The sequence below is a fragment of the Pseudomonas sp. URMO17WK12:I9 genome, from assembly GCF_900230165.1.
GTDB classification, from domain to species: domain Bacteria; phylum Pseudomonadota; class Gammaproteobacteria; order Pseudomonadales; family Pseudomonadaceae; genus Aquipseudomonas; species Aquipseudomonas fulva.
The window spans coordinates 74805-97317 of the sequence record NZ_OCMQ01000006.1 but is presented as its reverse complement, the minus strand read 5'-3'; the positions used below and the strand labels follow the sequence as shown (position 1 = coordinate 97317).

Below are 22513 nucleotides of genomic sequence, written 5' to 3'. Positions count from 1 at the left end.
GTTATCCTTGAATCAAACGGGCGATTTGCGCGACGTGCTGCGCCACCAGCGCTTCATCACCACGGCTTTCCACGTTCAGGCGCAGCAGGGGCTCGGTGTTGGAGCCGCGCAGGCTGAAACGCCAGTCGGCGAAGGCCACGCTGATGCCGTCGGTGCGGTCGACGCTGGGGTTTTGCGGCAGGTAGTGGTTCAGGATCTTGTCGATGGTGCCTTTCACATCGGCCACCTCGTAGTTGATCTCGCCGCTGCACGGGAACTTGGCGATACGTTCGTCCACCAGCTGGGCCAGGGTCTTGCCGGTCACGCTCATCAGCTCGGCCACCAGCAGCCACGGGATGTTGCCGCTGTCGCAGTAGGCAAAGTCGCGGAAGTAGTGGTGGGCGCTCATTTCGCCGCCGTATACGGCGTCTTCGGCGCGCATGCGCTCCTTGATGAAGGCATGGCCGGTCTTGCTCTGGATGGCCACGCCGCCGGCTGCTTCCACCTGTTCGATGGTGTTCCAGGTCAGGCGTGGGTCGTGGATGATCTTGCTGCCAGGGTGCTTGGCCAGCAGCATCTCGGCCAGCAGGCCGACCACGTAGTAGCCTTCGATGAAGCGGCCCTGGTTGTCGAAGAAGAAGCAGCGGTCGAAGTCGCCGTCGAAGGCGATGCCCATGTCGGCGCCGGTGTCGAGCACGGCCTGGCGGGTCAGGTCGCGGTTTTCCGGCAGCAGCGGGTTGGGAATGCCGTTGGGGAAGTTGCCGTCCGGCTCGCCGTTGATCAGGGTGATGTCCAGGGGCAGGCGTGCCTTGAGCAGCTCGATCACCGGGCCCACAGCGCCGTTACCGGGGTCGGCCAGCACCTTGAGCGGCTTGAGGGTGTCGAGGTTGACGTAGGTGAGCAGGTGGTCGATGTAGGCGGTCTTGTCGAACACCTCGCGCACCTGGCCGGGCTTGGCGGCAGGCTCACCCAGGCTACCGGCCTCGACGCGCTGGCGGATGTCGTTCAGGCCCGTGTCGCCGCTGATCGGGCGGGACTGCTCGCGCACCAGCTTCATGCCGTTGTAACCCTTGGGGTTATGGCTGGCGGTGATCATCACGCCGCCGTCGGCCTGGTGATGGCTGGTGGCAAAGTACACTTCTTCAGTACCGCACAGGCCGATGTCGATCACATCGGCGCCGCCTTCGGTCAGGCCTTTGATCAGCGCCAGCGACAAACCGGGGCTTTCCAGGCGCATGTCACGGCCCACCACGTAGGTGCGCCCGCCCAGCTCGGCCACCAGGGCGCGGCCAATGCGGTAGGCCACGTCATCGTTGAGGTCGGCAGGCACTTGGCCGCGGATATCGTAGGCTTTGAAACAACGGGTCTGGATGGGTGGGTACATACGTCTCACTCAATGCGGTGGCGCCAGGGGCGCCGACAGTCTGAACAGGGATAGCCGGCCACGGTGGGCGACCGAAGACCGGCCCGGTGCCTGGCCAGGCACGACGGGCCGACGGGAAAGCCTGGACTCAGGCGTCGCAACGACCGTAATTGTCCTCGAAACGCACGATGTCGTCTTCGCCGAGGTAGTCGCCGCTTTGAACTTCGATAAGCACCAGGTCGATCACGCCCGGGTTCTGCAAGCGGTGCTTGTGACCGGCGCGGATGAACGTGGATTCGTTGGTGTTGAGCATCAGCTCCTTGTCATCGTTGACCACCACGGCCATGCCGCTGACCACGATCCAGTGCTCGCTGCGGTGATGGTGCATCTGCAGGGACAGGGATGCCTTGGGCTTGACCACGATGCGCTTGATCTTGAAGCGCTCGCCGTCTTCCAGGGTGGTGTAGGTGCCCCAGGGGCGATGCACGGTGCGGTGCAGCAGGTGCGCCGAGTGGCCATCGCTTTTCAGGCGCTTGACGATGTGCTTGACGTCCTGGGCGTGGTCCTTGTGGGCGATCAGCAGGGCGTCGGGGGTGTCGACCACCAGCAGGTCCTGCACGCCAACCAAGGCCGCCAGGCGGTCTTCGGTGGTGACGTAGTTGTTGCTCGATGCATGGGCCAGCACTTCGCCTTCGAAGCGGTTGCCCGATTCGTCCGGGGCGGTCAGTTCGCTGACGGCGTTCCACGACCCGATGTCGCTCCAGCCGATGTCGCAGGGAATGGTCGCGACCTTGCGTGAGCGCTCCATCAGGGCGTAATCGATGGAGATGTCAGGCACATTGGCGAATGTGTCGGGGTCGAGCGCCATGCAGCTGTAGCCTTTGGCGGTGGTGTGGCGCGAGGCCTCCAGCGTCTGGGCCACGGCGTGCAGCACGTCCGGGGCGTGTTCCTGGAACTGCTCGATGACGGTGCCGACCTGGAAGCAGAACATGCCGGCGTTCCAGAAATAGTTGCCGGCGGCTACATAGGCTTCGGCGGTGGCGGCATCGGGCTTCTCGACGAAGCGCGCGACCTTGAGGCCACCGTCCAGCGCGCCATCGGCGGCCGCTTCGATGTAGCCGAAGCCGGTTTCGGGGTACTGGGGCTTGATGCCGAAGGTGACCAGCCAACCTTGCTCGGCCAGGTGCACCGCTCGGTTTACGGCTTGGGAGAACGCCGCTTCGTCCTGGATCAGGTGGTCGGCAGCCAGCACCAGCATGTAGGCCTGCGGGCCATGCACCTGCTGGAGTTGCAGGGCGGCAGCGGCCACGGCGGCGGCGGTGTTGCGACCGAACGGTTCGAGAATATAGCCCTGGGGGTGGCCCTGGGTATTGATGGCGCGGTATTCGTCTTCGGTCTTGAACAGCAGTTCACGGTTGGTGACGGTCAGAACTTCTGCAACGCCGTCCAGTTTGGAGGCGCGCAGGAACGTCTTCTGAATCAGGTTTTGCCCGTCGGGCAGGGTCATGAACGGCTTGGGGTGAGCCTCACGAGAAACAGGCCACAAACGGCTGCCAACGCCACCGGAAAGAATAACCGGGATCAATTCCATATTCGGATCCTTAACAGCCAGTTGATGGTTCAATTGGCCAGCATGAGTCTTATTTCTGATCGTCGTCGCGCACAGCGCAACGCCGCTAAGTTACGCGCCTAGCGTGAGTAATCTCTGGCTATCCATAGGCTCGAGACGCAAGCATCACGGCGAAGAATACCAGAGAATACGCTTTGTAGCTTGCGCGCAGGCTGCGGCCAGCGTGGCCGACATGCCCTACCTGGTGATCGCCTCGGGCAGGTCGCGCGAGGGGGTGGTGAGCCGTGGTGTGTATCAGACAACGTCGGCGCCCATCGTTCCGTGAATCGCTCGCATTATCTTGCGATTTCCACCTGGGTTGGCCAGCCAAGCGCCTGTGTGCGCCGCTGCAGCGCCTGTGCCAGCGCCGTTTTCGCACCGGCCCGGCCATGCACCAGCACAATGCGCGCCGGGGCACGCTCGCTGCTGGTGGCGAAGGCGACCAGGCCGGCCTGGTCGGCGTGGCCTGAATAGCCACCGAGGGTCAGCACTTTGGCCCAGATGCTGTAGTACTGCCCCTCCAGGTCCACCTGGCCCAGGCCCTGCCCCCGTTCGCTGGCCTGGATCACCGCACCGGGCGTGCCCTTGGCCTGATGGCCTACGAACATCACTTCATGCCTGGGGTCGCCCAGCATGGCCTTGAGGTAATTGACGATGCGCCCGCCCGAGCACATGCCGTTGCCTGCAATGACGATGGCGGGCCTGCCGGTGCTTTTTAGGTAGTTGACCACCTGCTGGTGACGGGCGTGGGTGTCTACGCTGATCAGTTGGCCGAACGCGAGCGGGTCGCGGCCATTTGCCAGGCGCGCCCTGGCCTGCTCGTTCCAATAAGGGTGCAGGTCGCGGTAGGCCTGGGTGATGCGCTGGGCCAGGGGCGAATCGAGAATGATCGGCAGCTGCGACCACTCCACGGGCTCGCCTTGTGGCGAGGGGCCTGTCCTGCCCAGCAAGGCCTTGCGGTGCAGGACCTCTTCGAGGTCATGGAGCAGTACCTGGGTGCGCCCCAGGCTGAAGGCCGGGATCAGCAAGGTGCCGTGATCGGCCAGTGCGCGGTCAATGGCCGCTTCCAGTCGCTGGATGCGATCACCAGTGGGTGGGTGAAGGCGGTCGCCATAGGTGCTTTCCAGCACCAGCACATCGGCGTGCTCCGGGGGCTGCAAGGGGCGCAGCAAGGGGTCGTTGCCCGGGCCCAGGTCACCTGAAAATACATAGCGCGTGCTGTTTGGCCCGTGCTGGATGTCGCATTCGACGTAGGCTGAACCCAAGAGGTGACCCGCACGCTGCAAGCGAATGGCGCAAGCCACCTGCGGGTGCTGAACCACGGTATGCCAGTGCCCGAAAGGCAGGGGCACGATCAGGTTTTGTACCAGGGCGATGTAGCGGGCCACTTGGGCAGGTGTGCTGTCGATGCCGAGCTTGAAGGCGTCTTCGAGCACCAGGGGCAATAACCTGGCGGAGGGCTCGCTACAGAGGATGGGGCCGCGGTACCCCTCGGCCAGCAATGCCGGAATGCGGCCTACGTGGTCCAGGTGCACGTGCGTGACGATCAGGGCCTGGATGCCAGTGATGTCGAACCCGAGCGCGTTGCCCTGCGCGCCCGGTGTTGCATCGGCGCCCTGCTCGGCACCGCAGTCGACCAGCAGGCTGACGCCAGGGCCTAAATGAAGCTGATGGCAGGAACCCGTCACGCCGCGTACCGCGCCGTGGTGGGTTAGGCCGGGGTAATCCATGCTGCGCACTCTCGCCGGGGGCTAAAACGAAGTGAGCAATTAGTCCATGGTGACCGTTGCTTTAGTAGGCAGGCATTTCCTAAAGCAACCTAAGAAAAATCTTTATTTGCCGCTCAGCGCCGCTTCGCGGGCCGAAGCACGGATTTTGCGCTTGCTGCGCTGCACGCCATAGGCGCCCAGCAAAGGCCCAACGGCCAGGCCAATGATCAGCGCTGCCAGCACTACCACTGCCACGGGCACCTGTGGCGCAACCCAGCCAAACAAGGTCAAGGCTACGGTCTGCTGGTTTTCCAGCACGAAGAACAGCACTACAGCCGCCAGCAGCAGAACGAAGACAGCTGCCAGTGCACGCTTGAGGTTACGCATTGGGTTGCTCCTAGGAAATCAGGTGTGAGCCTCGTCTTCTTCTTCATTGACCCGATCACGCAATTCCTTGCCGGGTTTGAAATGCGGAACGAACTTGCCTTCGAGGCTGACCGACTGGCCGGTCTTGGGGTTACGACCTACCCGTGGTGCCCGATAATGCAGCGAGAAGCTGCCAAAACCGCGGATCTCGATGCGATCACCGGTAGCAAGGCATTGTGACATCTGTTCAAGCATGGTCTTGATGGCCAGCTCTACGTCCTTGGACGAGAGTAGCCCTTGATGGGTGACAATACGTTCGATCAGCTCCGACTTCGTCATGATTTTCCCTTCGTTATCAAGCAGCTAGATCATTGCTTAACCAGTTTGTAGCACGGTGCGAGGGATTTGAACAGGTCGGTTCTTGACTTATTCGAAGAATGTTGGTCCAGGCTGGCGGGCAAGTGCAGACAGCACGGCGCCATGCCTGGGCGCAGCCAAAGGCCTTGACCGATGTGCAGCACATAGATAGCACCGGGTGCCTTGGCACGCTTGGAACATTGTGGTTAGAACCCACAAGGAGCTCCAAGCATGCCCTCTTCCCACCCCCATCCACCTGCACCACATGACCTCAATCGTGCCATCGCCATGCGCTTTGGCAACCGCCCTACCCTGCGCCAAGTGGTAGGCAAGCAACTGATGAACCTGATCATCGCGCATTACCCCAAGGTGGCCGTTCACCGCCCCGACATGAAAACGGCCGAACCGCTGAAATTTCTTCGCTGGCACGTGGACGGCTACTGGACAGTTACCCCGCTTGTCGAGGTGGTGCTGCAACGCTTTCTTGATGGCGCACCGGTGGATTTTTCCCGCCAGGACCGCTTCAGCCTCAAGCCACCGCTTCGCTTTTTTGCCATCCCCGATGCGTTCGAAACAGCCGATGATGACCTTGTCGACCCCGGCACGCTTAACGATGCATTCAATGCGTTTCTGCCGACCCTTCATGCGTGCTTTGCACAGGCTCAGATCGACTACTGGAATGCAGGCAACGGCAACGATCACGATACCTGGGTTCAACAGGTGCTTCGCGCCGGGCTTCTGAGTGGGTTGGCCGATCAGTCGTTGACCGCTGATGAGCAGCGATGCTTGCAGGATCTGCTGCTCGAAAGAACCGAGGGTTTTGCCGTGCACACCGTACGCATGCATTGGCGCCTGGGCGAAGACAGCACCCGTGAACTGCTGCCTGGGCTGCTGGTGAACGCCAGTAGCGAAGTGGCCAACGTGACACTCTGGTGCACGTCTGCAGGGGATGTGAAAGGTTTCACCTCGCTAGAGGACTTTGGCACCTACTTGCAGACGCAGTACCGGCCGACAGCGACCGATGACGGTTTTTCGTGGGCGCTCTACGAAACTGACGGTAACGCGTTTGCCTTGTTGTCCGGCGTATTGCTTGAAATCCTGCTGTCGCGGTTGAACCGTGTACGGTTGAGCGATCTGAACACGGTGGATGAGTTGGCGTCTGCCTACCAGGCCGTGGTCGACCCCTCGCAGTTCTTCGCCCAGAGGGCCGATCTGCCCACTCAAAAGCTGGCCATCGATCTGCCTGAGAAATTGTTGAACGCCGACTTCAACAGTCAGAGCCGCTATCTCCAGGCGCTGATAGATGTTTGCGTGTTGCAGGCCTCCCAGGCAAATGCCCAGCCCCGTGCAGAACCGGATGATCTGCAACCCTATGCGCGGCGCAAGCTACGCGAACAGATGCTGGCCGATCACCCTGCAGACGGCGCCTTCGACGCGGACGACCTGTTACTGACCGTCAATACCTACGCCAATGACGGCCATGGGCTGGGCTTCCCGCAGCTGATAGAAAGCAAGACGCTGACGTTGACCGAGTACGCCATCGGTCGCCTTGAGGCAACCGGCGCAAGCCCTGTAGCCGCTGTAGCCCATCGCACCCATGGGCAGATCCCTTCGTGGCTTGACCCCGAGTACCTGCGCCAGTTGGTTGCCACTGTAGACATAGGCGGCACCTATCCACGCTACCTCGATGGCTTGCTTGGGGATGAACAGTACAAAGCCAGTCACCTCAACGCCTTTGCGGCGCAATGGCGCTTGGGCCTTATGCTCGATGCTGCCTTCGCGCTGTGTACCGGGCATATCGACTCACGCAGCTATGCGGCGGTGGCAAGCTTTTGCCGTTTACCCGCAAGCAATGAGAAGGCGTTGGCCATCGCGCCCCTGGCCTTCAAGCGCTCGCCCGACTCGCAGTTGGTCGACAAGGCGCACGGTTTCTTCGTCATCCAGGTGGCCAATAGCGGCGCACTGTTGCTGTACTGTCCGATGCACAGGGGCGCGCTCAAACAATTCAAGGACCCGCACGGCCTCATGCAGGAGATTGCCCAGCCCGGCCGCGTGCAGGAAGAGGTGCTGGCATGGCTCGACCAAACGCACCGGGCCGTTTACGACAAGGGTGGCTTCAAAGAGCCCCATCTGCCCCACTGGGTGTTCGATCCGTACGCGCCACTGAACAAGCCAGCCCCTGTTGAACTCGCGCTGACGTTCTGGACCCATGACATCGATGCGAACCTGTTCGAAGCCAAGCGCTCGATGCTGCTCGAACTGGCCGACCGCAGCGCCATGAGCAACAGCGAGTTACGCTGGCAGTCCATCAAGACGTTTGCCTGGCAGTTGCTGAACGTGGTCGCGCCCGTTCTGCCGGGGCCGATCTCTTCGATTGCCTTGCTGTACATCGGTATGACTGCGGTAGCCGAGGACCTGAAACTGCTGCTTGAAGGCAGCGCTACGGATCGAACCCAAGCTGTGGTGGATCTGCTGAACAACACACTGATGGTGCTGATCCATGCGCAGCTTCCCAGAACGGAGCCGCCCCACGCCGGGGCGCAGACTGGGCTGAGTATCGATCCAGCCTCGGTGCGACTGGGCGGCGATATCGATCCGTTGCCATTGCCTGAGGCGGGCAGTGTGTCCACGGTCGAGGCACTGCAGGCGCAAGCGACCACACAACTCGATTTTGCATGGCGGGGCGCCCAGGGTTTCAATGAGCTATCCGGGGTTCAACGCACGCGATTGCAAGCCATGGCTGCCTCGGTAAGCCTGGACGGCGGGTCGGTGATCAAGCAAGGGCCTCTGGAAGGCTTGTACGAGCTTGAGCATGGGCGCTATGTGCGGCTGCAAGGAAAGGCTTATGCGGTCGACTCGGCCGATGGGCTTACCCGCATCGTCGGGCCGGATGGCAGCCAGGGGCCACTGATCAGACGCGACCCACAAGGGTGGCGTATCGATACGCGACTGCGCGGCGGCGGGGACCGACCCGGTTCAAGCACTCAGCAGCGCTTGCGCGAGCGGTTGGTCCGTCGGATCCGAACCGCGCAGCAGGCGGTCGAAAAAAGCCTCGACGACGCGGAAAGAGGCGCCGTTGAATATGAAGGCCTGCGCCCACGCATCGAGGCCGCTCGCGCTCAATGGCTGAAAGTGGATGAGCGGCTCAAGCAACCGCCGCCGCAAGATCCTGAACAGCATGCCCAGTTCGAGCGGGCAACCGGGCTGTTTGCCAAACGGCATACGGAGTTGCTGGCGCAGATAAAGAACTTGCGCCGCCAGCGTATCGAATCCGCTGTAGGGATTTTCCAGAGCTACCTTGAGGCCGAGCGCAACATGGTTGCCCTGTTCGATGACCGTAGCTACATGGCCAGCACCAGCTATGCGCCAGAACAGCGGCAGGCGTTGGCAGATGTCAGGCGCAACTTGATTGGCTATGGGCAGTTCATCATCGAAGAGCAGTTGCATACCGGTCGGTTCAGTGAGTATGACCGACTGACCACGGCGCTCAACGCCGCGCCACCTGAGGTGCGCCAAGCCGCGTATGACCAGTACCGTGAAGTGCTTGAAAGCATCATTATCGACCAGCCTTTGATCATCGAATACATGGCGGCGCTCGATCGGCTGCTTGCTGTTACCGATTTGGACATGACGGTACCGAGCACTCACGCAGCGGACAGGACCATCGCCCAGATCATCGAAGCGCGCACCACCACCACGCCAAACATACGGTTCTTCCAGGCCATGGGCCTGGTTGAGATGGCGCTGCGTTTTGAGGCCTTGCAAGACTATGCGCACTACGCGGTATTCAGGGCTGCACTTGCCGGGGAGCGCCTGCGGGTGGCCGCTAATGCTCACCATCTGTCCCTGTTCACCGACCTGCAGACTGCTCAGCGTATCGATATTCTGCAGAGTGCCTGGGATGAATATTCGGCCGCCATTCTCAACAGTCAGCGTATTGCCCAGCTGGGCAGCGAGCTCGTGGATATCGAGCGCCTCGAGGCGTATCGACAACAGATGGTCGAGCTCAAGACCATGGCCGGCGACGCGCTGGTCATCGCATTACGCGAGCAGGCCGTCGGCCAGCAACACTCCACCACCCGTCCGGTGTACCGTCGGCAGGCGTTGCAGGTGGCCAAGACAGCGGCCGGCCAGACGGTGATCGGTTCGGAGTCGATCGTGGATGGACAGCCTGTGCTGCAAGTTCGCGGGACCTTCAGCCAGACGGCACTGCATACCTTCACCCGGGAAAGTGGCACATGGGTCGAACAACTGCCTGCTGTGGGCAAGGTATCACCCCCCAGGGCGCCCACACCGGAAAGCGAACGTCAGGAACAAGCGCTGGCTGAAGGGATGCTCGCTCAGAATCAGAACGTACTTGCCAAAGCGCGCAAGCTGGTCGAAGAAGATATCGATAGCCATTCATTGACGTCGATGCTCGATGCACAAATAGGGGAAGTGCAGACACTGCGCGATCAGCTAGCCGACAGTGAAGCGGACTCTGAACTGCTGCAACGCCTGGACGATGCCTTGGTGGCCTTGCGCGACGGGAAACGCGAGGTGATGGTCAAGCTGCACAGCACCACACGCTTTCCCAGCGCAGAAGGCTTGCACTACTTGCACAAGCAAGGGCTGGTGCGGGTGACCTATCAAGGGCCGCGGCAGGCGCTGGCCGAGGGTTATCTGGATGAGTACCGCATCGATGTGCTCGAAGCGCCAGGCAGCGAGCGCGGCAAGCCCCTGTGGGCCGCTCACTTTCATTTCAATGACGCGGCCGCCGCACCGACGGCGTTCGGCAAAGGTCATCTGAAACTGTGGCGGCAGCGCAAGCTGGGTTACAGGGAACAGGTCAGAAGCGCTGCCGTGGGCGAGGAGTTGCGGATTCACCGAGGCAACCTGACCTATGCTCAGGCACGTGGGGTGATTCCTTTCCACTGACCAGACGCCGGGGTGCCTTGACGGCTGCGAGCGATTGGGGCTCTTGCGCAGCCGGTTTGGCGCCCTGGCAAGGTCGCTCAAAGGTCGATCAATGCTGCTGAGCCAGGGATCTTTGGTAGGCACCTGCTCCTGCTAAAGCCGCAAATGCTTGACGAAATTGCAAGGCCGGTGCCGGGCGTCGAGCTGTTCGGCAAGGATGCCTTCCCAGGCAGTACGACAGGCCCCGGTAGAACCTGGCAGGCAACAGACCAGCGTATGATTGCTCAGCCCTGCCAAGGCGCGGCGCTGCACGGCCGAGGAGCCGACATCCAGAATGGACAGGGCGTGCAGCAGCTCGCCGAACCCGTCCACGCGCCGTTCCAGCAGGCATTCGACCGCTTCCGGGGTGTTGTCCCTGCCGGTAAAGCCTGTGCCACCTGTGATCAACACCACCTGCACCTGCTCGTCGGCAATCCAGGTCGCCACCTGAGCGCGGATTTTATAAAGATCATCCTTGAGCAGAACCCGTGCAATCAGGTGGTGACCCATGTCCACCGAGCGGTCCGCCAGCAGCGCACCTGAGGTATCGCTCTCGACAGTGCGGTTATCGCTGACGGTCAAGACAGCGATGTTGAGCGGCACGAACACCGCATCAGGTTGAACACGCACAGCACAGCTCCTTCCAATGAGGTGGCGGTCACGCTAGTAACATGCGCTGCCAGCGTCCAATCGATAGCGCAAACGGCTCGATCAATGGCATCTATCGCCACGGTACGTTACTGTCGGCGCAACCCTTTAGCAGGCGCAGGCATGGATATCAAGCAACTGAAGTTTCTCATCGCCCTCGACCAGACTCGCCATTTTGGCCAGGCGGCTGCGTTGTGCCACATCACCCAGCCCACGTTGTCCATGCGCCTGCGCAACCTGGAAGACGAACTGGACCTGGTGCTCGTCAAGCGCGGTCAGCGGTTCGAAGGGTTCACCGAGGCCGGCGAACGCATCCTGGCCTGGGCACGGACCCTGCTGGCCGCCCATGACGGCTTGCACGCCGAGGCGGCCCATTGCCGCGGCCAAGTGGTGGGGAGCCTGCGCCTGGGCACGGTGCCGCTGGCCAGTTTCAACCCGATGCAACTGCTGCTGCCGTTGCGGGCCAAGTACCCGGGCCTGCACTTCGAGCTCAGCTCGCTCAGCTCCGAACAGGTGATCGACGGCCTGAGCCGTAACCAACTGGACTTGGGCATCTGCTACCTGGACCAGGTCAACACGCAGTTTTTCGACGTCATCGAGCTGGGTACCACGACCATGGGCCTGCTGCACGATACCCGGCATTTTCAGTTCGACGCCCAAAGCCTGCGCTGGGACCAGCTGGGCGATACGCCACTGGGCCTGTTGAGCAAGGGGATGCATTACCGGCAGTCGCTGGACTTGAGCTTCCGTAGCCGCGGCCTGGAACCGAATGCTGTATTGGAAAGCGACTCCAGCTTTCAGCTGATCCAGGCCATCACCACTGGCCTGTGCTGCGCCATCATGCCGCTGGGCTGCGGCCTGGAAAGCCTCAGCGAGCACCTGCGCATCGTGCCGGTCACCGATGCCGCCATCCACAGCCCGGTAGGCCTGCTACTGCGCCGCAGCGAGCCCCGCTCGGCAATTGCCGAGCAGTGCTTCGCCGAGGCGCAGTTGGTACTTCAAACGCCCTGACCGCGACCGTTAGCGATACCGCTCAAGCCAGTGTGCATAGGGCGCTGGCAAGGTCCAGGCAGCCTTTTCCACGCCCAGCTCCTTGGCCGCGAAATACGCCCAGTGCGGGTCAGCCAGATGAGCACGACCGACCGAGACCAGGTCCAGTTGCTCGGCCCGTACGGCCGCCTCGGCCAACTCCGGTTTGCCAAAGCCCCATGCCGAGGTGACGGGGATACCGGCTTCGCGGCGTACGCGCTCGGCAATCGGGCCCATGAAGGCAGGGCCCCATGGAATGTTGGTATCGGGAATGGTGAAGCCCACGCTTACGCTCAGCAGGTCCAGGCCGCCGGCCTTGAAGCGGCGCGCCAACTCGATGGACTCTTCCAGGGTTTGCTCGTCACGCCCATCGTATTCCAGCACCCCGAAACGAGCTGTCAGCGGCAGGTGCTCAGGCCACACTTCGCGTACCGCTGCCAGGGTTTCGAGCAAGAACCGGCTGCGGTTTTCGAAGCTGCCACCGTAGGCATCGGTGCGCTGGTTGGAGTGCTCGGAGAAGAAGCTCTGGCCCAGGTAACCGTGGGCAAAGTGCAGCTCGATCCACTCAAAGCCGGCGTCGCGTGCTCGGCGCGCTGCATCGACGAAGTCTTGCTTGACCCGGGCGATGTCGTCCAGGGTCATGGCGCGCGGCACCTTGGGCAGGTTGGCACCGAAGGCGATGGCCGACGGGGCGATGGTTTCCCAGCCACGTGGATCATCGACCGCGATGTGATCATCGCCTTCCCATGGGCGGTTGGCGCTGGCTTTGCGACCGGCGTGGGCGATCTGGATGCCGGGCACGGAGCCGGCCGCCTTGATCGCCTGCACCACGGGCACGAACGCCTGGGCATGGGCATCGCTCCAGATACCGGCGCAGCCTGGGGTGATGCGGCCTTCGGGCGATACCGCCGTGGCCTCGACCACCAACAGACCGGCGCCGCCTCGGGCCATGCCAGCCAGGTGCACGTGGTGCCAGTCGTTGATCATGCCGTCTTCAGCGCGGTATTGGCACATCGGCGGGATGGCGATGCGGTTACGCAGGGTGACGTCTTTAAGGGTATAGGGTTCGAACAGGGCTGCCATGGAACACTCCAGGATCATTGAATACTGTAGTTCGATCATAATCGAACTATGGCAATAATGAAAAGCCCCGGTATCATGCAGACCATGCGAGCCTACAAACATCCCAATCCTGATGACCTTATTCTCGAACGCGTGCTGTACGCCTTGAGCGACCCGGTGCGCCTGGGCATCGTCCGCCATCTTGCTGGGGTGACCGAGGCCAGTTGCGGCGAGCTGGACGGAGGGCGGCCCAAGTCGAGCATGTCCCACCATTTTCGTGTGTTGAGGGACGCAGGGCTGGTACACACTCGCAATGTGGGCACCACGCACATGAACTCGCTGCGCAGCGACATGCTCGGGGAGCGTTTTCCGGGGTTGCTGGACTGCATTTTGCGCCAGGTCTGAGCGACCTGCGCTTGCCCGGATTCTCTTAAGCAATCGCCTCCTGCACCCTCAAGGCTGCCGAATGCCTGCGAAGGCGCGACCTCGCCTGCGCCCTGCCTGCCGTAAACCGCGCAAAAAAAAGCCACGGGGTGACCCCCGTGGCTTTTCGATTACATCAGGACCGTGAATTACAGGGCCATGTCGTTCTCGGGCTTGCTTTCAACCGGCTGACTTGGCGCGACTGCGCTGGTACCGACGCTTTCGTCGATGACCGGCGGCTTGGCCAACTGCAGCACTTCGGCGGTGTAGTTCCACTCTTTCTGAGTAGCAGCGGCCGAGTCGTTCAGCTTGGTGCCGTAGCTTGGGACGATTTCCTTGATCTTGGCCTGCCACTCTGGAGTAGCGACCTTCTCCTTGAACACGGTTTCCAGCACGTTCAGCATGATCGGCGCAGCAGTCGATGCACCTGGCGAGGCGCCCAACAGACCTGCAATGGTGCGGTCCTGAGAGGCCACCACTTCGGTGCCCAGCTTCAGCACGCCGCCTTTCTCTTCGTCACGCTTGATGATCTGCACGCGCTGACCGGCCTGCCACAGTTTCCAGTCTTCCTTCTTGGCATTCGGGAAGTAGGTGCGCAGCGCGTCGAAACGGTCGTCGTCAGACAGCATCAGCTGGCCTGCGAGGTATTCCACCAGCGGGTACTGGTCGATGCCCACGCGGGTCATTGGCCACAGGTTGTGGGTGGTGGTGCTGCTGAGCAGGTCCAGGTACGAGCCATTCTTCAGGAACTTGGTCGAGAAGGTCGCGAACGGGCCAAACAGAATCACACGCTTGCCGTCGAGCACGCGGGTGTCCAGGTGGGGTACCGACATGGGCGGCGCACCGGTGGACGCGATGCCGTAGGCCTTGGCCATGTGCTGCATGGCAACGGTTGGGTTCTCGGTCACCAGGAACGAGCCGCCCACCGGGAAGCCTGCATATTCCTTGGCTTCCGGAATACCGGACTTCTGCAGCAGCTTCAACGCGCCGCCACCGGCCCCGATGAACAGGAACTTGGCATCGGTAGCCGACTTGCTACCGTCCTTCAGGTTCTTGTACTCGACGTGCCAGGAGCCGTCCTTGTTGCGGCTGATGTCCTGCACTTCGCTGGACAGCTTCAGGTCGAAGCCTTGCTGGGTCTGCAGGTGACCGACGAACTGGCGGGTAATTTCGCCGAAGTTCACGTCGGTGCCGATTGGCGTCCAGGTGACGGCCAGCTTCTGGGCCGGATCACGGCCTTCCATCATCAGCGGGACCCACTTGGCGATCTGCGCGTGATCTTCGGAGTACTGCATCGGGCGGAACAGCGGGCTTGCCTGCAGCGCTTCATAGCGCTTCTTCAGGAACTTGATGTTGTCGTCGCCCCACACGAAGCTCATGTGCGGCGTGGTGTTGATGAACGCGCGTGGGTTCTTCAACACGCCCTGGCGTACCTGCCAAGACCAGAACTGACGGGAAATCTGGAAGGCTTCGTTGATCTCGATGGCCTTGGAGATGTTGATGTTGCCGTCTTTGTCTTCGGGGGTGTAGTTCAGCTCAGCCAGCGCGGAGTGACCGGTACCGGCATTGTTCCAGCCGTTGGAGCTTTCTTCGGCCACGCCGTCCAGGCGCTCGACCATCTCCATCGACCAGCTCGGCTCCAGCTCGTGCAGCCAGACGGCCAGGGTGGAGCTCATGATGCCGCCGCCGACCAACAGTACGTCGACTTTCTTGGTTTCTGCGGCGTGTGCGTGCATGACAGTTGCAGCGACAGCCAGACCCAGCAAGGTCTTGCCAGCTTTCTTGAACATTGATCAATTCCAGTCAGGAGAACGGAGGTGGGCCTGTGGCTGACCCAGGTAACGCGTGTTCTTCAGCGCAGGCTTGTTATTGATCATTGTTCAGCAGCCAGAGAACCGGAAAACGAATCAGGCTTTTGTCGCATTGACCTACATCACTGAATCGTTTTTCCGATTGTAACCGAAATGCCAGCACAAACAAATTGGGCGGCCAAGCGCAAGACGACAGGTTGTCTCAGGCTGACGGCCCTTCAGGCATTGATCGACTCGAAGGCGTGCATCGGCGCCGTCTTGGGGTAGAACTGAGGAAACTCCTCCTCCACGATCCAGGGCTCCTTCATCACCAGGTACACATCGAGGTATTCGGAATACCCCTCCCAGACGTGCAAGTCGTTCGCCTCGGCCACAGCCCGCGACAGCACGCCCATACCGCCGAAGCTCTTGATCATCGACACGCTGACGATCTCGCTGCCGGAATGGAACACGGTCGCTGCCTCGAGCCCGCCGCCCTGGTGGTTGGCGAAGCGCGAGAAGATGGAGGCGTACGGGCATTCGGGCAACGGCTTGATGACCACCGACGGGGCGGTGTCGCCACTGACCGAGCAGGCCACTACCTCGATGCGCAAGCCCTTGAGCGAAACCGAATAGAACCCCTCGGGCATGCTGTCGCCCAGGATCACCACCATGTCGGCTTCGCCCTTGGCCAGCTTGGTGAGGTTGTCGGGGGATTCGGAACAGCTGAAGATGGGGCTGCACCCGGACAGGTTGCTGGCCACACCCGCCATGATCTGCTGGTTGATCTCCATCGACAGGGTGCTGTTCAGGGCGACCCGCAATGGCTGGCTTTGGCGTTCGCGCAGCTGCTTGATCTTCAGTTGCATGCGTTCGGAGCAGCGCACGATCTCCAGCACATGGGGCAGGATCCCGACCCCTTCCTGCGTCAGCGACACGCCTTTGTTGGTGCGGTCAAACAGCTTGAAGCCGCAGTGATCCTCCAGTTTTTTCAACTGCGCCGCCAGCGCCTGCACCGTCACGTGGACCTGCTCGGCGGCATCGGTGATCGACCCCGTTCTCGCGACGTTGGCGATGTTTCGCAGCACCTTGATATCCATTCGACACCCCTCCCAAGACGTGCTCAAGCCCGCATGCAACAAGGCCTGGAAGGATAACGCACAACCGCCGCCGCTGTCTGCTCGGTACGTCGGCTGGCAACAAGCGGCGGTTGAGGCACCTCAAAAAAAAGTGAAGTTTCTGCCATCATTTCGCCTGCTAGATTGGCGCCCAGATTTCAACGGGAAGAGATGCCAATGCTTACACTCAAACGGAATATTGATGACGCACTGCGCCTGAACAAGACAGTCAACGTGCTGGGCAAGGACTTCGCATTGAATGGCGGTTTTGGCCATTTCGTGGCGTTCTCCAAGAGCTGGGAAACCATGGGCGTGGACAAGTACTACGGCCAGGCCGACAAGGGTACCCGCTATCGCCGCTACAGCGATTTCGACTTCAACCCGGCGACCGGCGAGCTGCAGCAACTCGAACACCGTGCCTATGAACAGTCCGAGGCCCATAACCAGTATGTGGGTGGCATGCGGCGCCACTTTGACGATGTGTCCAGCGATGTCTTCAACTCACCGGTGCTGCGCGCCCTGATCAAGCTGGACTTCGATGTGTACAAGGCCGTGCTGCCCGAAGAGCTGCACAACGTGCCTTGGCAGTGCCAGGTTCACCAGATCCGCATCGAGGTCAAACCCGGCGAGCAGATCGAAATCACGCCAGAAGGCATCCATTGCGATGGCTACCCTTTCAGCGGCGTGCACTTCTGGGGCCGCCATAACATCGAAGGCGCCACCAGCAAGGTCTATGACAAACAGTCGAACGTGATCGACTCCGGCACCTACCAGGAAATTCTCGACACCACGTATTTCCTCGACCGCGAGCTGCAGCACTACGTTACCCCGGCCACCAACCCCAGCGAATCGGAAATGGGCTATCGGCAGATCATCGCCATCTCCTTCTCCCGGCCGGGGACCGAACATGACATTGTCAAATAGCCTTGAGCAGGCAACGCGCAGCGTTGCCGTGCCCGACCGCATGAACGGCCTGACCATCAAGAAGGCCACGCCGTTTCATGCCACGCGCCTGGTCAATTTCCTCAAGCGGTTCGACGAGATTGCGTTTTGTGACTGGCAGAGCGAGGACCTGCTCAAGGGCTTGTTGAGCCATGACAACACGTTCTGCTACCTGGCGGAAAACCACAGCGGGGCGATCATCGGTGCCGTGGCCGGGGGGACGATGGGTACACGCGGTACCATCAACCACCTGGCAGTGTCGCCGGACTATCGCCACAGCCGCATCGGCACGTCCCTGACCAACTCGATCCTCAGCGACTTCCGTCAGCATGGCATCCGCCGGGTGTTCCTGTTCATCGACCAGGACAATGCGTCGGCTGTGCGGTTCTGGAACCGACAGGGCTTCAGCCAGACGCGCGGCGAGATCACCTGCGAGGTCGATCTATGACCGACCTCGCCTTGCACCCGGTCTCGCGCAGGGAAAGCTTCGTCGATGCCTTGCCGGTGATCACCGGCTACTTCGTCGTGAGCTTCGTGTTTGGCGTGATGTGCATCAACGCCGGGCTGCCCTTGTGGCTCCCGGTGGCGATGTGCGTGTTCGTCTACGCAGGCGCCGCGCAGTTCGCGGCGCTGGCGCTGATCACCTCGGGTGCGCCGTTGCTGACCATCGCGTTGTCAACGCTGCTGATCAATTCGCGGCACATGCTCATGGCCATGTACATGGCCAAGCAGAGCGATGGGCTGGGCATCTCCAGGTCGCAAAAGCTGATGTATGCCTTTGGCCTGACCGACGAATCGTTCGCCTTGCACAGCCAACGCCTGCAAGCCGGCAAGTACACCCCGCCTGGCTACCTGCTGCAGTTCAACACCTGGTGCCACGCCAGCTGGATTGCCGGCGCCCTGCTCGGCGCCGTGGCCTCCGATGCGCTGAGTCGCTTCTCTGCATTCAAGCTGGACTACGCGCTGACCGCCATGATGATCTTCGTGCTGGTGTCGCTGTGCAACAGCCGGCCCAAGCTGATCGTCGCCCTGGTGGTGATTGCCGCGACCTGCCTGCTCAACGCGCTGTACCCCTCCCCTTTGAATGTGTTCGTGGCTACGGCCGTGGGCTGCGGAGTAGGCCTATGCCTGAAGAAAAATACCTGATCGGCGCGGTGGCCTTGATGATGGCCATCACCTACTTCACCCGGGCCACGCCCCTGCTGTTCCGAATGCAGGGCACGCCCAAGGTGTTCAACGACGTCATCGAGTATCTGCCCGTGGCGATCATCGCCAGCATCACCGTGCCCGCGCTGCTGATGGCCAAGGACGGCTCGCTGATAGCCATGAACGCCGACATGCTGGCCGCCGTGCCGGTGGTGATCGTGGCCTACTTCACCCGGAGTTTGATTTTCAGCGTGGCGGCAGGCATTGCCGCGCACGTCGCCATCACGTTTGTGGCGTGACGTCGATCTCAATTGCACCTGTGCGTAACGGCATCGAATCTACAAGGACACTGGCATGAGCCCTGCCCGTAAACACGTGACACTGGCAAATCTGAGCGAGTTTGCCCGCCTCATGCCCAAGGGCTTGCCACAGGACCAGGTAATCGCGGCACTGGATGACCTGTCGCTCAAATGCTCGCTGAACTACCAGCTGAGCAAGACGTTCCTGGCCGAGGGCTGGATCGTGGAGTACCGCCACTTGCGTGCTGCAGCCCGGCTGAACCCGGTCAACGACCTGCTTCTGTTCGCCACCGCCGGTGGCTTGAGGGTTATCAAGGCCGATGGCACGCAGCAGCTGATGAAAAGCGGCGATCAGCTTGTGCTGGCAGCGGACACCCAGGTGACGGTTTGGCCTGAGGGCGAGGATGGACATGCCAGTTTGATTGCACTGTCCGTTGAGTTGGATTTGGGGCAGGTGCTTGAAGATGTGGGGGATGAGCGGGTGTGGTAGGTGGGTGACGCCCAGGGGGGGGCGTAACGGCAAGGCCGCTAACTCAGGCGTCACACAGTCCGTGTGGGAACGGCCTTGCCGGGGCACCGGACCGGCCGCGATGGGCCGCAACGCGGCCCGGGCATGCAGGCGGTTAGCACACGGCCCGCCCCAACAACCTCCTAGTTCGTCTCCAGCTCATACGCCTTGCTCACGAACAACGCGGCGTAAAGGCTCTTGCCTTCCTTGAAGGTGTAGGTTTCCTCGAAGTCGTCCCCAGCCGCCAGCTTCTGCGCAATGGCGCATTCCGAATCGCTGTGCTGCTTGGCCTTGGTGCCAAAGTCGCTGCTCCAGCTAGAAAACCCTACCGCTTGGCAGAAGTCGGCAAACTTGGCGTTGGGCGTGGTGTGCTGGAAGGCTTCGAAGGCCGTACGCACGGGCTTGAAGCCGCTGTAGCTGAGCTCATAGCGCTCCACCTTGGCCTTGCGCGCCAGTTCCGACACTGCCTCGCTGAACATGGCCAGGCCAGAAGGCGGGCTGAAGGCGGCGACGATCTGGCCGCCCAGGGCTGCCTTGAACTGGGCCTGCACATCATCGAGTTCGGGCATCGAGTGCAAGGTAGCCTTGCGCACGATTTCGCCCACCTTCGAACCGTCGTTGCGGTGAGTGACCACGAACGTCATCACGCCCTCGCCATCGCTGGAGCGCTGCAACGTAAGATCCAGGTCGATCCTGGTCCCGAATTGCCCTGTGCTGTTGACCAGGAAAGCGCCTGTGACAGGCTGGCGCGCCGCCAGGTTCACCCCCCAAGGCATCTTCGCCTGGCTCGCGCGGCCGTTGGCCGTCAGCTCGGCGGTCGGTTGGATTTCGTCGCTCACATCGGCGACACGGACGATGTCCTGGCCCTGGGCCGCGATATACGGGTCGGCCATCTGCATGCCCAGCAACTGGACATGGATCTCGCCATCCTTGCTGTCACCGCTGTGCGACAGTTTCAACGCATCGGCCTTCAGGAAAACGCCGGTCACGTAGCGTGATTCAAGTGCGTTCATCTGGTACTCGGCCCAGTTGCCCAGGCCTTCGTGCATGTCCATGCCGCGCATCGAGGCCATCACGCCGGCCATGCTGCGCATGAACTGTTGCGCGCCGTTGGTCTGCACGGCGGCCACACGGACCTCTGGGTCGGCCACTGTCAGGTTACCGGAGAGCGCCGAGTACGAAATGTCGCCTTCGGACAGCACGTCTTCAAGGAAGTAGCGTTCTTTGAAGTCTTCGTAGTACGCCATGGCTTGCTTCTTGCCACTGCTCGACACCACGGCATAGGTGACGCCGAGCGCTACCGCCACGACCGCCACACCGCCAATCAACTTCTGCTTTGCGTTCATCTGCTTGATCATGGGTTATGCCTTACTGGACCTGTGCCGACGCGTTTTTCCAGTCGTTCACAAACTGTTGGGAGACTTCGGGCGTCCAGTTGGAGTCGATGCCTGCATTGGGGAATTCCTTGGCCAGCACGGCGCCATAAGACACGCGATCGGCGCAGCGCTCCTGCTCGCAGGCCTTCGGCTCGCCCGCGCTGTAGGCGCGGTAGGTAGGAATGGCGCGACCGTCTTCGAGCGGGTAGTAAGGGGTGGCGTTGGCAACCTGGGCCACGTACCAGCCTTCGGGGTATTGCTGCTCGGCAAGCAGACGCCCTTCGCCTGGGTAGTCGACGGTGTAGAACTCGCCCTTCTTGCCGGTGACATGCACCATCATCGGCGTCACGTTCTGCGACGACGTAGGGTCCTGCTGCTGCAGCGGCGAAGGGAAACGCACCTTGATGCCGGCCATCTGCGCCAGTGCCTCGGTTTCACGCCCCTTGAATTCACCCATGCGCTCCTGCAACTGCTGGTAGCGCTCAAGCACACGAGTGTGCTCCCAGGCCAACTGCTGCTGACGATTGCGGGCTTCACGCACGCGCTGCTTCTCGCGCTGCTGCGCCCAGTTGGTGCCGTTGCGCACATCGAAGTACAGACCCTGGCGGCCCATGCCGATGCGGTTGCGCACGATCTTCTGGTCGTCGTTGCCCCAGATTCTATTGGAAATGGCCGACAGGTCCTTGACGATGAGCAGGTCGGCCACATCGGTGGTGCTCGGCGATGCGTTCTTGATCAGGTCGAAGGCCTGCAGCGCAGTTTCCTTGTATTTCGCCGGGTCCAGGGCGAAGGCGTCGTCCGGGGTTACGCCGACGTAGTACGGGTCGGCGAGGAACGGCCCTACGGCGCCGTAGGTAGGACGGGCGAACGCCAGGTACACCTTCATGTTCCGATCGGGAATTTCACCCACCAGCAACGCCACCTGGTCCGCTTCGGCCGTGAGGTAGCTGACCGACTTGTCCTTGACCGCCGCCTCGTAACGCTTGCTGAACATCAAGGCGCTGGGGTGGACGTAGATGCGATTCCAGTCGTTGCCGCGGTAGGTGCCTTCGGCTTTCCAGCTGATCTTCTCGAAATTGCCCGCACCAAAGCCGGAAGCCGGACAGGGCATGGCTGGCGTGGTGCCGAACGTGAGGGTGTCGCCTTCACTGATGATGGTGCTATTGAGCACCCACTTGCAGCCCGCAGCATCGGTGATCTGCATCAGCTTGCTGTTTTTCAGCACCACTGAGCGGCCATAGTCCGAGGTGGGGGCTGCCGCCACAGCGGCGCCGGCTGCCTTGGGCGCGACGGCAGGCGCGGGCGCCGGTTCAGGTGCGGGCGCTGGGGTGGGGACAGCGGCCGGTTCTGGCTTGGCGGCCGGCGTAGGGGCAGCCGCCACGGCCGGTGCTGGCGCCTCGGCAGGCGCAGGTGTAGCAGCAGGGGCAGGTGCCTCGGCTGGTGCTGGCGCAGAGGATGGCGCTGGTGTTTCAGTCTGCTGAGGGGCTGGGGCCGTGGAGGCAGCAGGTGCAGCAGCCAGGTTCATCAAGCCCAGGTTGCTGGCATTGCCAGCGCCGCTGGCATACAGCGCGCCCTTGCCATCGACCGCCTTCCAGCTGACCTTGGCCGTGGAGCAGTCCTTGGCGAACACGAACGGCAACTTGTTCAGCAGGCCCGAGAGCATGTCCGGGTTGTCCCAGGCAGGCCGGGTGATGGTCAGCTCGACCTCGGGCTTGCACCAGGTCGCGGCCTCACCGGGTACTTCGACCTTGATATTGTCCTTCTTGGAAAACGCCAGCTCGTGGGCGAAAGCCTGCGGTACCAAACCGCAAGCACCGATCACGGCGAGCGCAAGGGCGTGCTTTTTCATGGAAG

General features: G+C 61.8%; 19 protein-coding genes. 8 read left to right on the top strand and 11 right to left on the bottom strand.

What is annotated here, in order from left to right; translation table 11 throughout:
- Window position 1 precedes the first annotated feature (1 nt).
- From CRP40_RS14070 to ihfB, 5 genes are all read right to left on the bottom strand, one after another.
- Window positions 2–1363, bottom strand: coding sequence for a phosphomannomutase/phosphoglucomutase (locus tag CRP40_RS14070; RefSeq protein WP_027914254.1), 1362 nt, complete (start codon window positions 1361–1363; stop codon window positions 2–4).
- A 127-nt stretch (window positions 1364–1490) separates the two neighbouring features.
- Window positions 1491–2933: a mannose-1-phosphate guanylyltransferase/mannose-6-phosphate isomerase gene (locus tag CRP40_RS14065; protein WP_027914253.1), complete on the bottom strand. Its 1443-nt coding sequence runs from the start codon at window positions 2931–2933 to the stop codon at window positions 1491–1493.
- A 314-nt stretch (window positions 2934–3247) separates the two neighbouring features.
- Window positions 3248–4681: an MBL fold metallo-hydrolase gene (locus CRP40_RS14060; RefSeq protein WP_033694996.1), complete on the bottom strand. Its 1434-nt coding sequence runs from the start codon at window positions 4679–4681 to the stop codon at window positions 3248–3250.
- A 102-nt stretch (window positions 4682–4783) separates the two neighbouring features.
- On the bottom strand, window positions 4784–5047 hold the full coding sequence (locus CRP40_RS14055) for a lipopolysaccharide assembly protein LapA domain-containing protein (RefSeq protein WP_023536255.1): 264 nt from the start codon (window positions 5045–5047) through the stop codon (window positions 4784–4786).
- An 18-nt stretch (window positions 5048–5065) separates the two neighbouring features.
- Window positions 5066–5365, bottom strand: a complete 300-nt coding sequence (ihfB, locus tag CRP40_RS14050) for an integration host factor subunit beta (protein WP_023536263.1) — start codon at window positions 5363–5365, stop codon at window positions 5066–5068.
- 249 nt (window positions 5366–5614) lie between these two features.
- Between ihfB and CRP40_RS14045 the strand changes: the two genes are divergently transcribed.
- Window positions 5615–10300 carry a DUF6543 domain-containing protein gene (locus CRP40_RS14045; RefSeq protein ID WP_027914251.1) on the top strand — a complete coding sequence of 1562 codons (4686 nt, stop codon included), beginning with the start codon at window positions 5615–5617 and terminating at the stop codon, window positions 10298–10300.
- Window positions 10301–10432: 132 nt separating this feature from the next.
- Here the strand turns inward: CRP40_RS14045 and moaB are convergent, their stop codons facing one another.
- Complete coding sequence (gene moaB, locus CRP40_RS14040) at window positions 10433–10948, bottom strand: molybdenum cofactor biosynthesis protein B (protein WP_027914250.1); 516 nt, start codon at window positions 10946–10948, stop codon at window positions 10433–10435.
- Window positions 10949–11089: 141 nt separating this feature from the next.
- On the opposite strand from moaB, the gene CRP40_RS14035 reads away from it, so the two are divergent.
- Complete coding sequence (locus tag CRP40_RS14035) at window positions 11090–11977, top strand: LysR family transcriptional regulator (protein WP_027914249.1); 888 nt, start codon at window positions 11090–11092, stop codon at window positions 11975–11977.
- A gap of 9 nt (window positions 11978–11986) precedes the next feature.
- Here CRP40_RS14035 and xenA read toward each other — a convergent pair whose 3' ends face one another.
- Window positions 11987–13078, bottom strand: a complete 1092-nt coding sequence (gene xenA, locus CRP40_RS14030) for a xenobiotic reductase XenA (protein ID WP_027914248.1) — start codon at window positions 13076–13078, stop codon at window positions 11987–11989.
- Window positions 13079–13126: 48 nt separating this feature from the next.
- Here xenA and CRP40_RS14025 point away from each other — a divergent pair, with 48 nt between their 5' ends.
- Window positions 13127–13462: a helix-turn-helix domain-containing protein gene (locus CRP40_RS14025; protein WP_027914247.1), complete on the top strand. Its 336-nt coding sequence runs from the start codon at window positions 13127–13129 to the stop codon at window positions 13460–13462.
- A 167-nt stretch (window positions 13463–13629) separates the two neighbouring features.
- On the opposite strand, the gene mqo is transcribed toward CRP40_RS14025, so the two are convergent.
- The gene (gene mqo / locus CRP40_RS14020) at window positions 13630–15270 is read right to left on the bottom strand and encodes a malate dehydrogenase (quinone) (protein WP_027914246.1); all 1641 of its coding nucleotides are present in this window, start codon (window positions 15268–15270) and stop codon (window positions 13630–13632) included.
- Window positions 15271–15509: 239 nt separating this feature from the next.
- Window positions 15510–16370 (bottom strand): LysR family transcriptional regulator, encoded by an 861-nt coding sequence (locus CRP40_RS14015; RefSeq protein ID WP_042139635.1) that lies wholly within the window; start codon window positions 16368–16370, stop codon window positions 15510–15512.
- Between the two features lie 195 nt (window positions 16371–16565).
- Here CRP40_RS14015 and CRP40_RS14010 point away from each other — a divergent pair, with 195 nt between their 5' ends.
- Genes CRP40_RS14010 through CRP40_RS13990 form a run of 5 tightly spaced genes read left to right on the top strand, consistent with a single transcriptional unit; the run spans window position 16566 to window position 19265 of the window.
- Window positions 16566–17312, top strand: a complete 747-nt coding sequence (locus tag CRP40_RS14010; protein ID WP_027914245.1) for a 2OG-Fe dioxygenase family protein — start codon at window positions 16566–16568, stop codon at window positions 17310–17312.
- Window positions 17296–17778, top strand: a complete 483-nt coding sequence (locus CRP40_RS14005) for an N-acetyltransferase (RefSeq protein ID WP_027914244.1) — start codon at window positions 17296–17298, stop codon at window positions 17776–17778. Before CRP40_RS14010 ends, CRP40_RS14005 begins: the two co-directional genes overlap by 17 nt.
- Window positions 17775–18476: an AzlC family ABC transporter permease gene (locus CRP40_RS14000; protein WP_027914243.1), complete on the top strand. Its 702-nt coding sequence runs from the start codon at window positions 17775–17777 to the stop codon at window positions 18474–18476. Before CRP40_RS14005 ends, CRP40_RS14000 begins: the two co-directional genes overlap by 4 nt.
- Window positions 18455–18775 carry an AzlD domain-containing protein gene (locus CRP40_RS13995; protein WP_027914242.1) on the top strand — a complete coding sequence of 107 codons (321 nt, stop codon included), beginning with the start codon at window positions 18455–18457 and terminating at the stop codon, window positions 18773–18775. The genes CRP40_RS14000 and CRP40_RS13995 overlap by 22 nt, the downstream gene beginning before the upstream one ends.
- A 55-nt stretch (window positions 18776–18830) precedes the next feature.
- Entirely contained in the window at window positions 18831–19265 is a 435-nt protein-coding gene (locus CRP40_RS13990; RefSeq protein WP_050587304.1) for a hypothetical protein, read from the top strand.
- 161 nt (window positions 19266–19426) lie between these two features.
- On the opposite strand, the gene CRP40_RS13985 is transcribed toward CRP40_RS13990, so the two are convergent.
- On the bottom strand, window positions 19427–20641 hold the full coding sequence (locus CRP40_RS13985; protein ID WP_027914241.1) for a hypothetical protein: 1215 nt from the start codon (window positions 20639–20641) through the stop codon (window positions 19427–19429).
- 10 nt (window positions 20642–20651) lie between these two features.
- Window positions 20652–22508: a hypothetical protein gene (locus CRP40_RS13980; protein ID WP_027914240.1), complete on the bottom strand. Its 1857-nt coding sequence runs from the start codon at window positions 22506–22508 to the stop codon at window positions 20652–20654.
- Window positions 22509–22513 lie beyond the last annotated feature (5 nt).

Excerpts from the sequence above, each read along its gene's own strand:
- CRP40_RS14065 (WP_027914253.1), bottom strand. The coding sequence starts at position 2,933 with ATGGAATTGATCCCGGTTATTCTTTCCGGTGGCGTTGGCAGCCGTTTG.
- CRP40_RS14010 (WP_027914245.1), top strand. The coding sequence starts at position 16,566 with ATGCTTACACTCAAACGGAATATTGATGACGCACTGCGCCTGAACAAG.
- CRP40_RS14060 (WP_033694996.1), bottom strand. The coding sequence starts at position 4,681 with ATGGATTACCCCGGCCTAACCCACCACGGCGCGGTACGCGGCGTGACG.
- ihfB (WP_023536263.1), bottom strand. The coding sequence starts at position 5,365 with ATGACGAAGTCGGAGCTGATCGAACGTATTGTCACCCATCAAGGGCTA.
- CRP40_RS13990 (WP_050587304.1), top strand. The coding sequence starts at position 18,831 with ATGAGCCCTGCCCGTAAACACGTGACACTGGCAAATCTGAGCGAGTTT.
- CRP40_RS13980 (WP_027914240.1), bottom strand. The coding sequence starts at position 22,508 with ATGAAAAAGCACGCCCTTGCGCTCGCCGTGATCGGTGCTTGCGGTTTG.
- CRP40_RS13985 (WP_027914241.1), bottom strand. The coding sequence starts at position 20,641 with ATGATCAAGCAGATGAACGCAAAGCAGAAGTTGATTGGCGGTGTGGCG.
- xenA (WP_027914248.1), bottom strand. The coding sequence starts at position 13,078 with ATGGCAGCCCTGTTCGAACCCTATACCCTTAAAGACGTCACCCTGCGT.
- CRP40_RS14045 (WP_027914251.1), top strand. The coding sequence starts at position 5,615 with ATGCCCTCTTCCCACCCCCATCCACCTGCACCACATGACCTCAATCGT.
- CRP40_RS14035 (WP_027914249.1), top strand. The coding sequence starts at position 11,090 with ATGGATATCAAGCAACTGAAGTTTCTCATCGCCCTCGACCAGACTCGC.
- CRP40_RS14025 (WP_027914247.1), top strand. The coding sequence starts at position 13,127 with ATGGCAATAATGAAAAGCCCCGGTATCATGCAGACCATGCGAGCCTAC.
- CRP40_RS14055 (WP_023536255.1), bottom strand. The coding sequence starts at position 5,047 with ATGCGTAACCTCAAGCGTGCACTGGCAGCTGTCTTCGTTCTGCTGCTG.
- mqo (WP_027914246.1), bottom strand. The coding sequence starts at position 15,270 with ATGTTCAAGAAAGCTGGCAAGACCTTGCTGGGTCTGGCTGTCGCTGCA.
- CRP40_RS13995 (WP_027914242.1), top strand. The coding sequence starts at position 18,455 with ATGCCTGAAGAAAAATACCTGATCGGCGCGGTGGCCTTGATGATGGCC.
- CRP40_RS14070 (WP_027914254.1), bottom strand. The coding sequence starts at position 1,363 with ATGTACCCACCCATCCAGACCCGTTGTTTCAAAGCCTACGATATCCGC.
- CRP40_RS14015 (WP_042139635.1), bottom strand. The coding sequence starts at position 16,370 with ATGGATATCAAGGTGCTGCGAAACATCGCCAACGTCGCGAGAACGGGG.
- CRP40_RS14005 (WP_027914244.1), top strand. The coding sequence starts at position 17,296 with ATGACATTGTCAAATAGCCTTGAGCAGGCAACGCGCAGCGTTGCCGTG.
- CRP40_RS14000 (WP_027914243.1), top strand. The coding sequence starts at position 17,775 with ATGACCGACCTCGCCTTGCACCCGGTCTCGCGCAGGGAAAGCTTCGTC.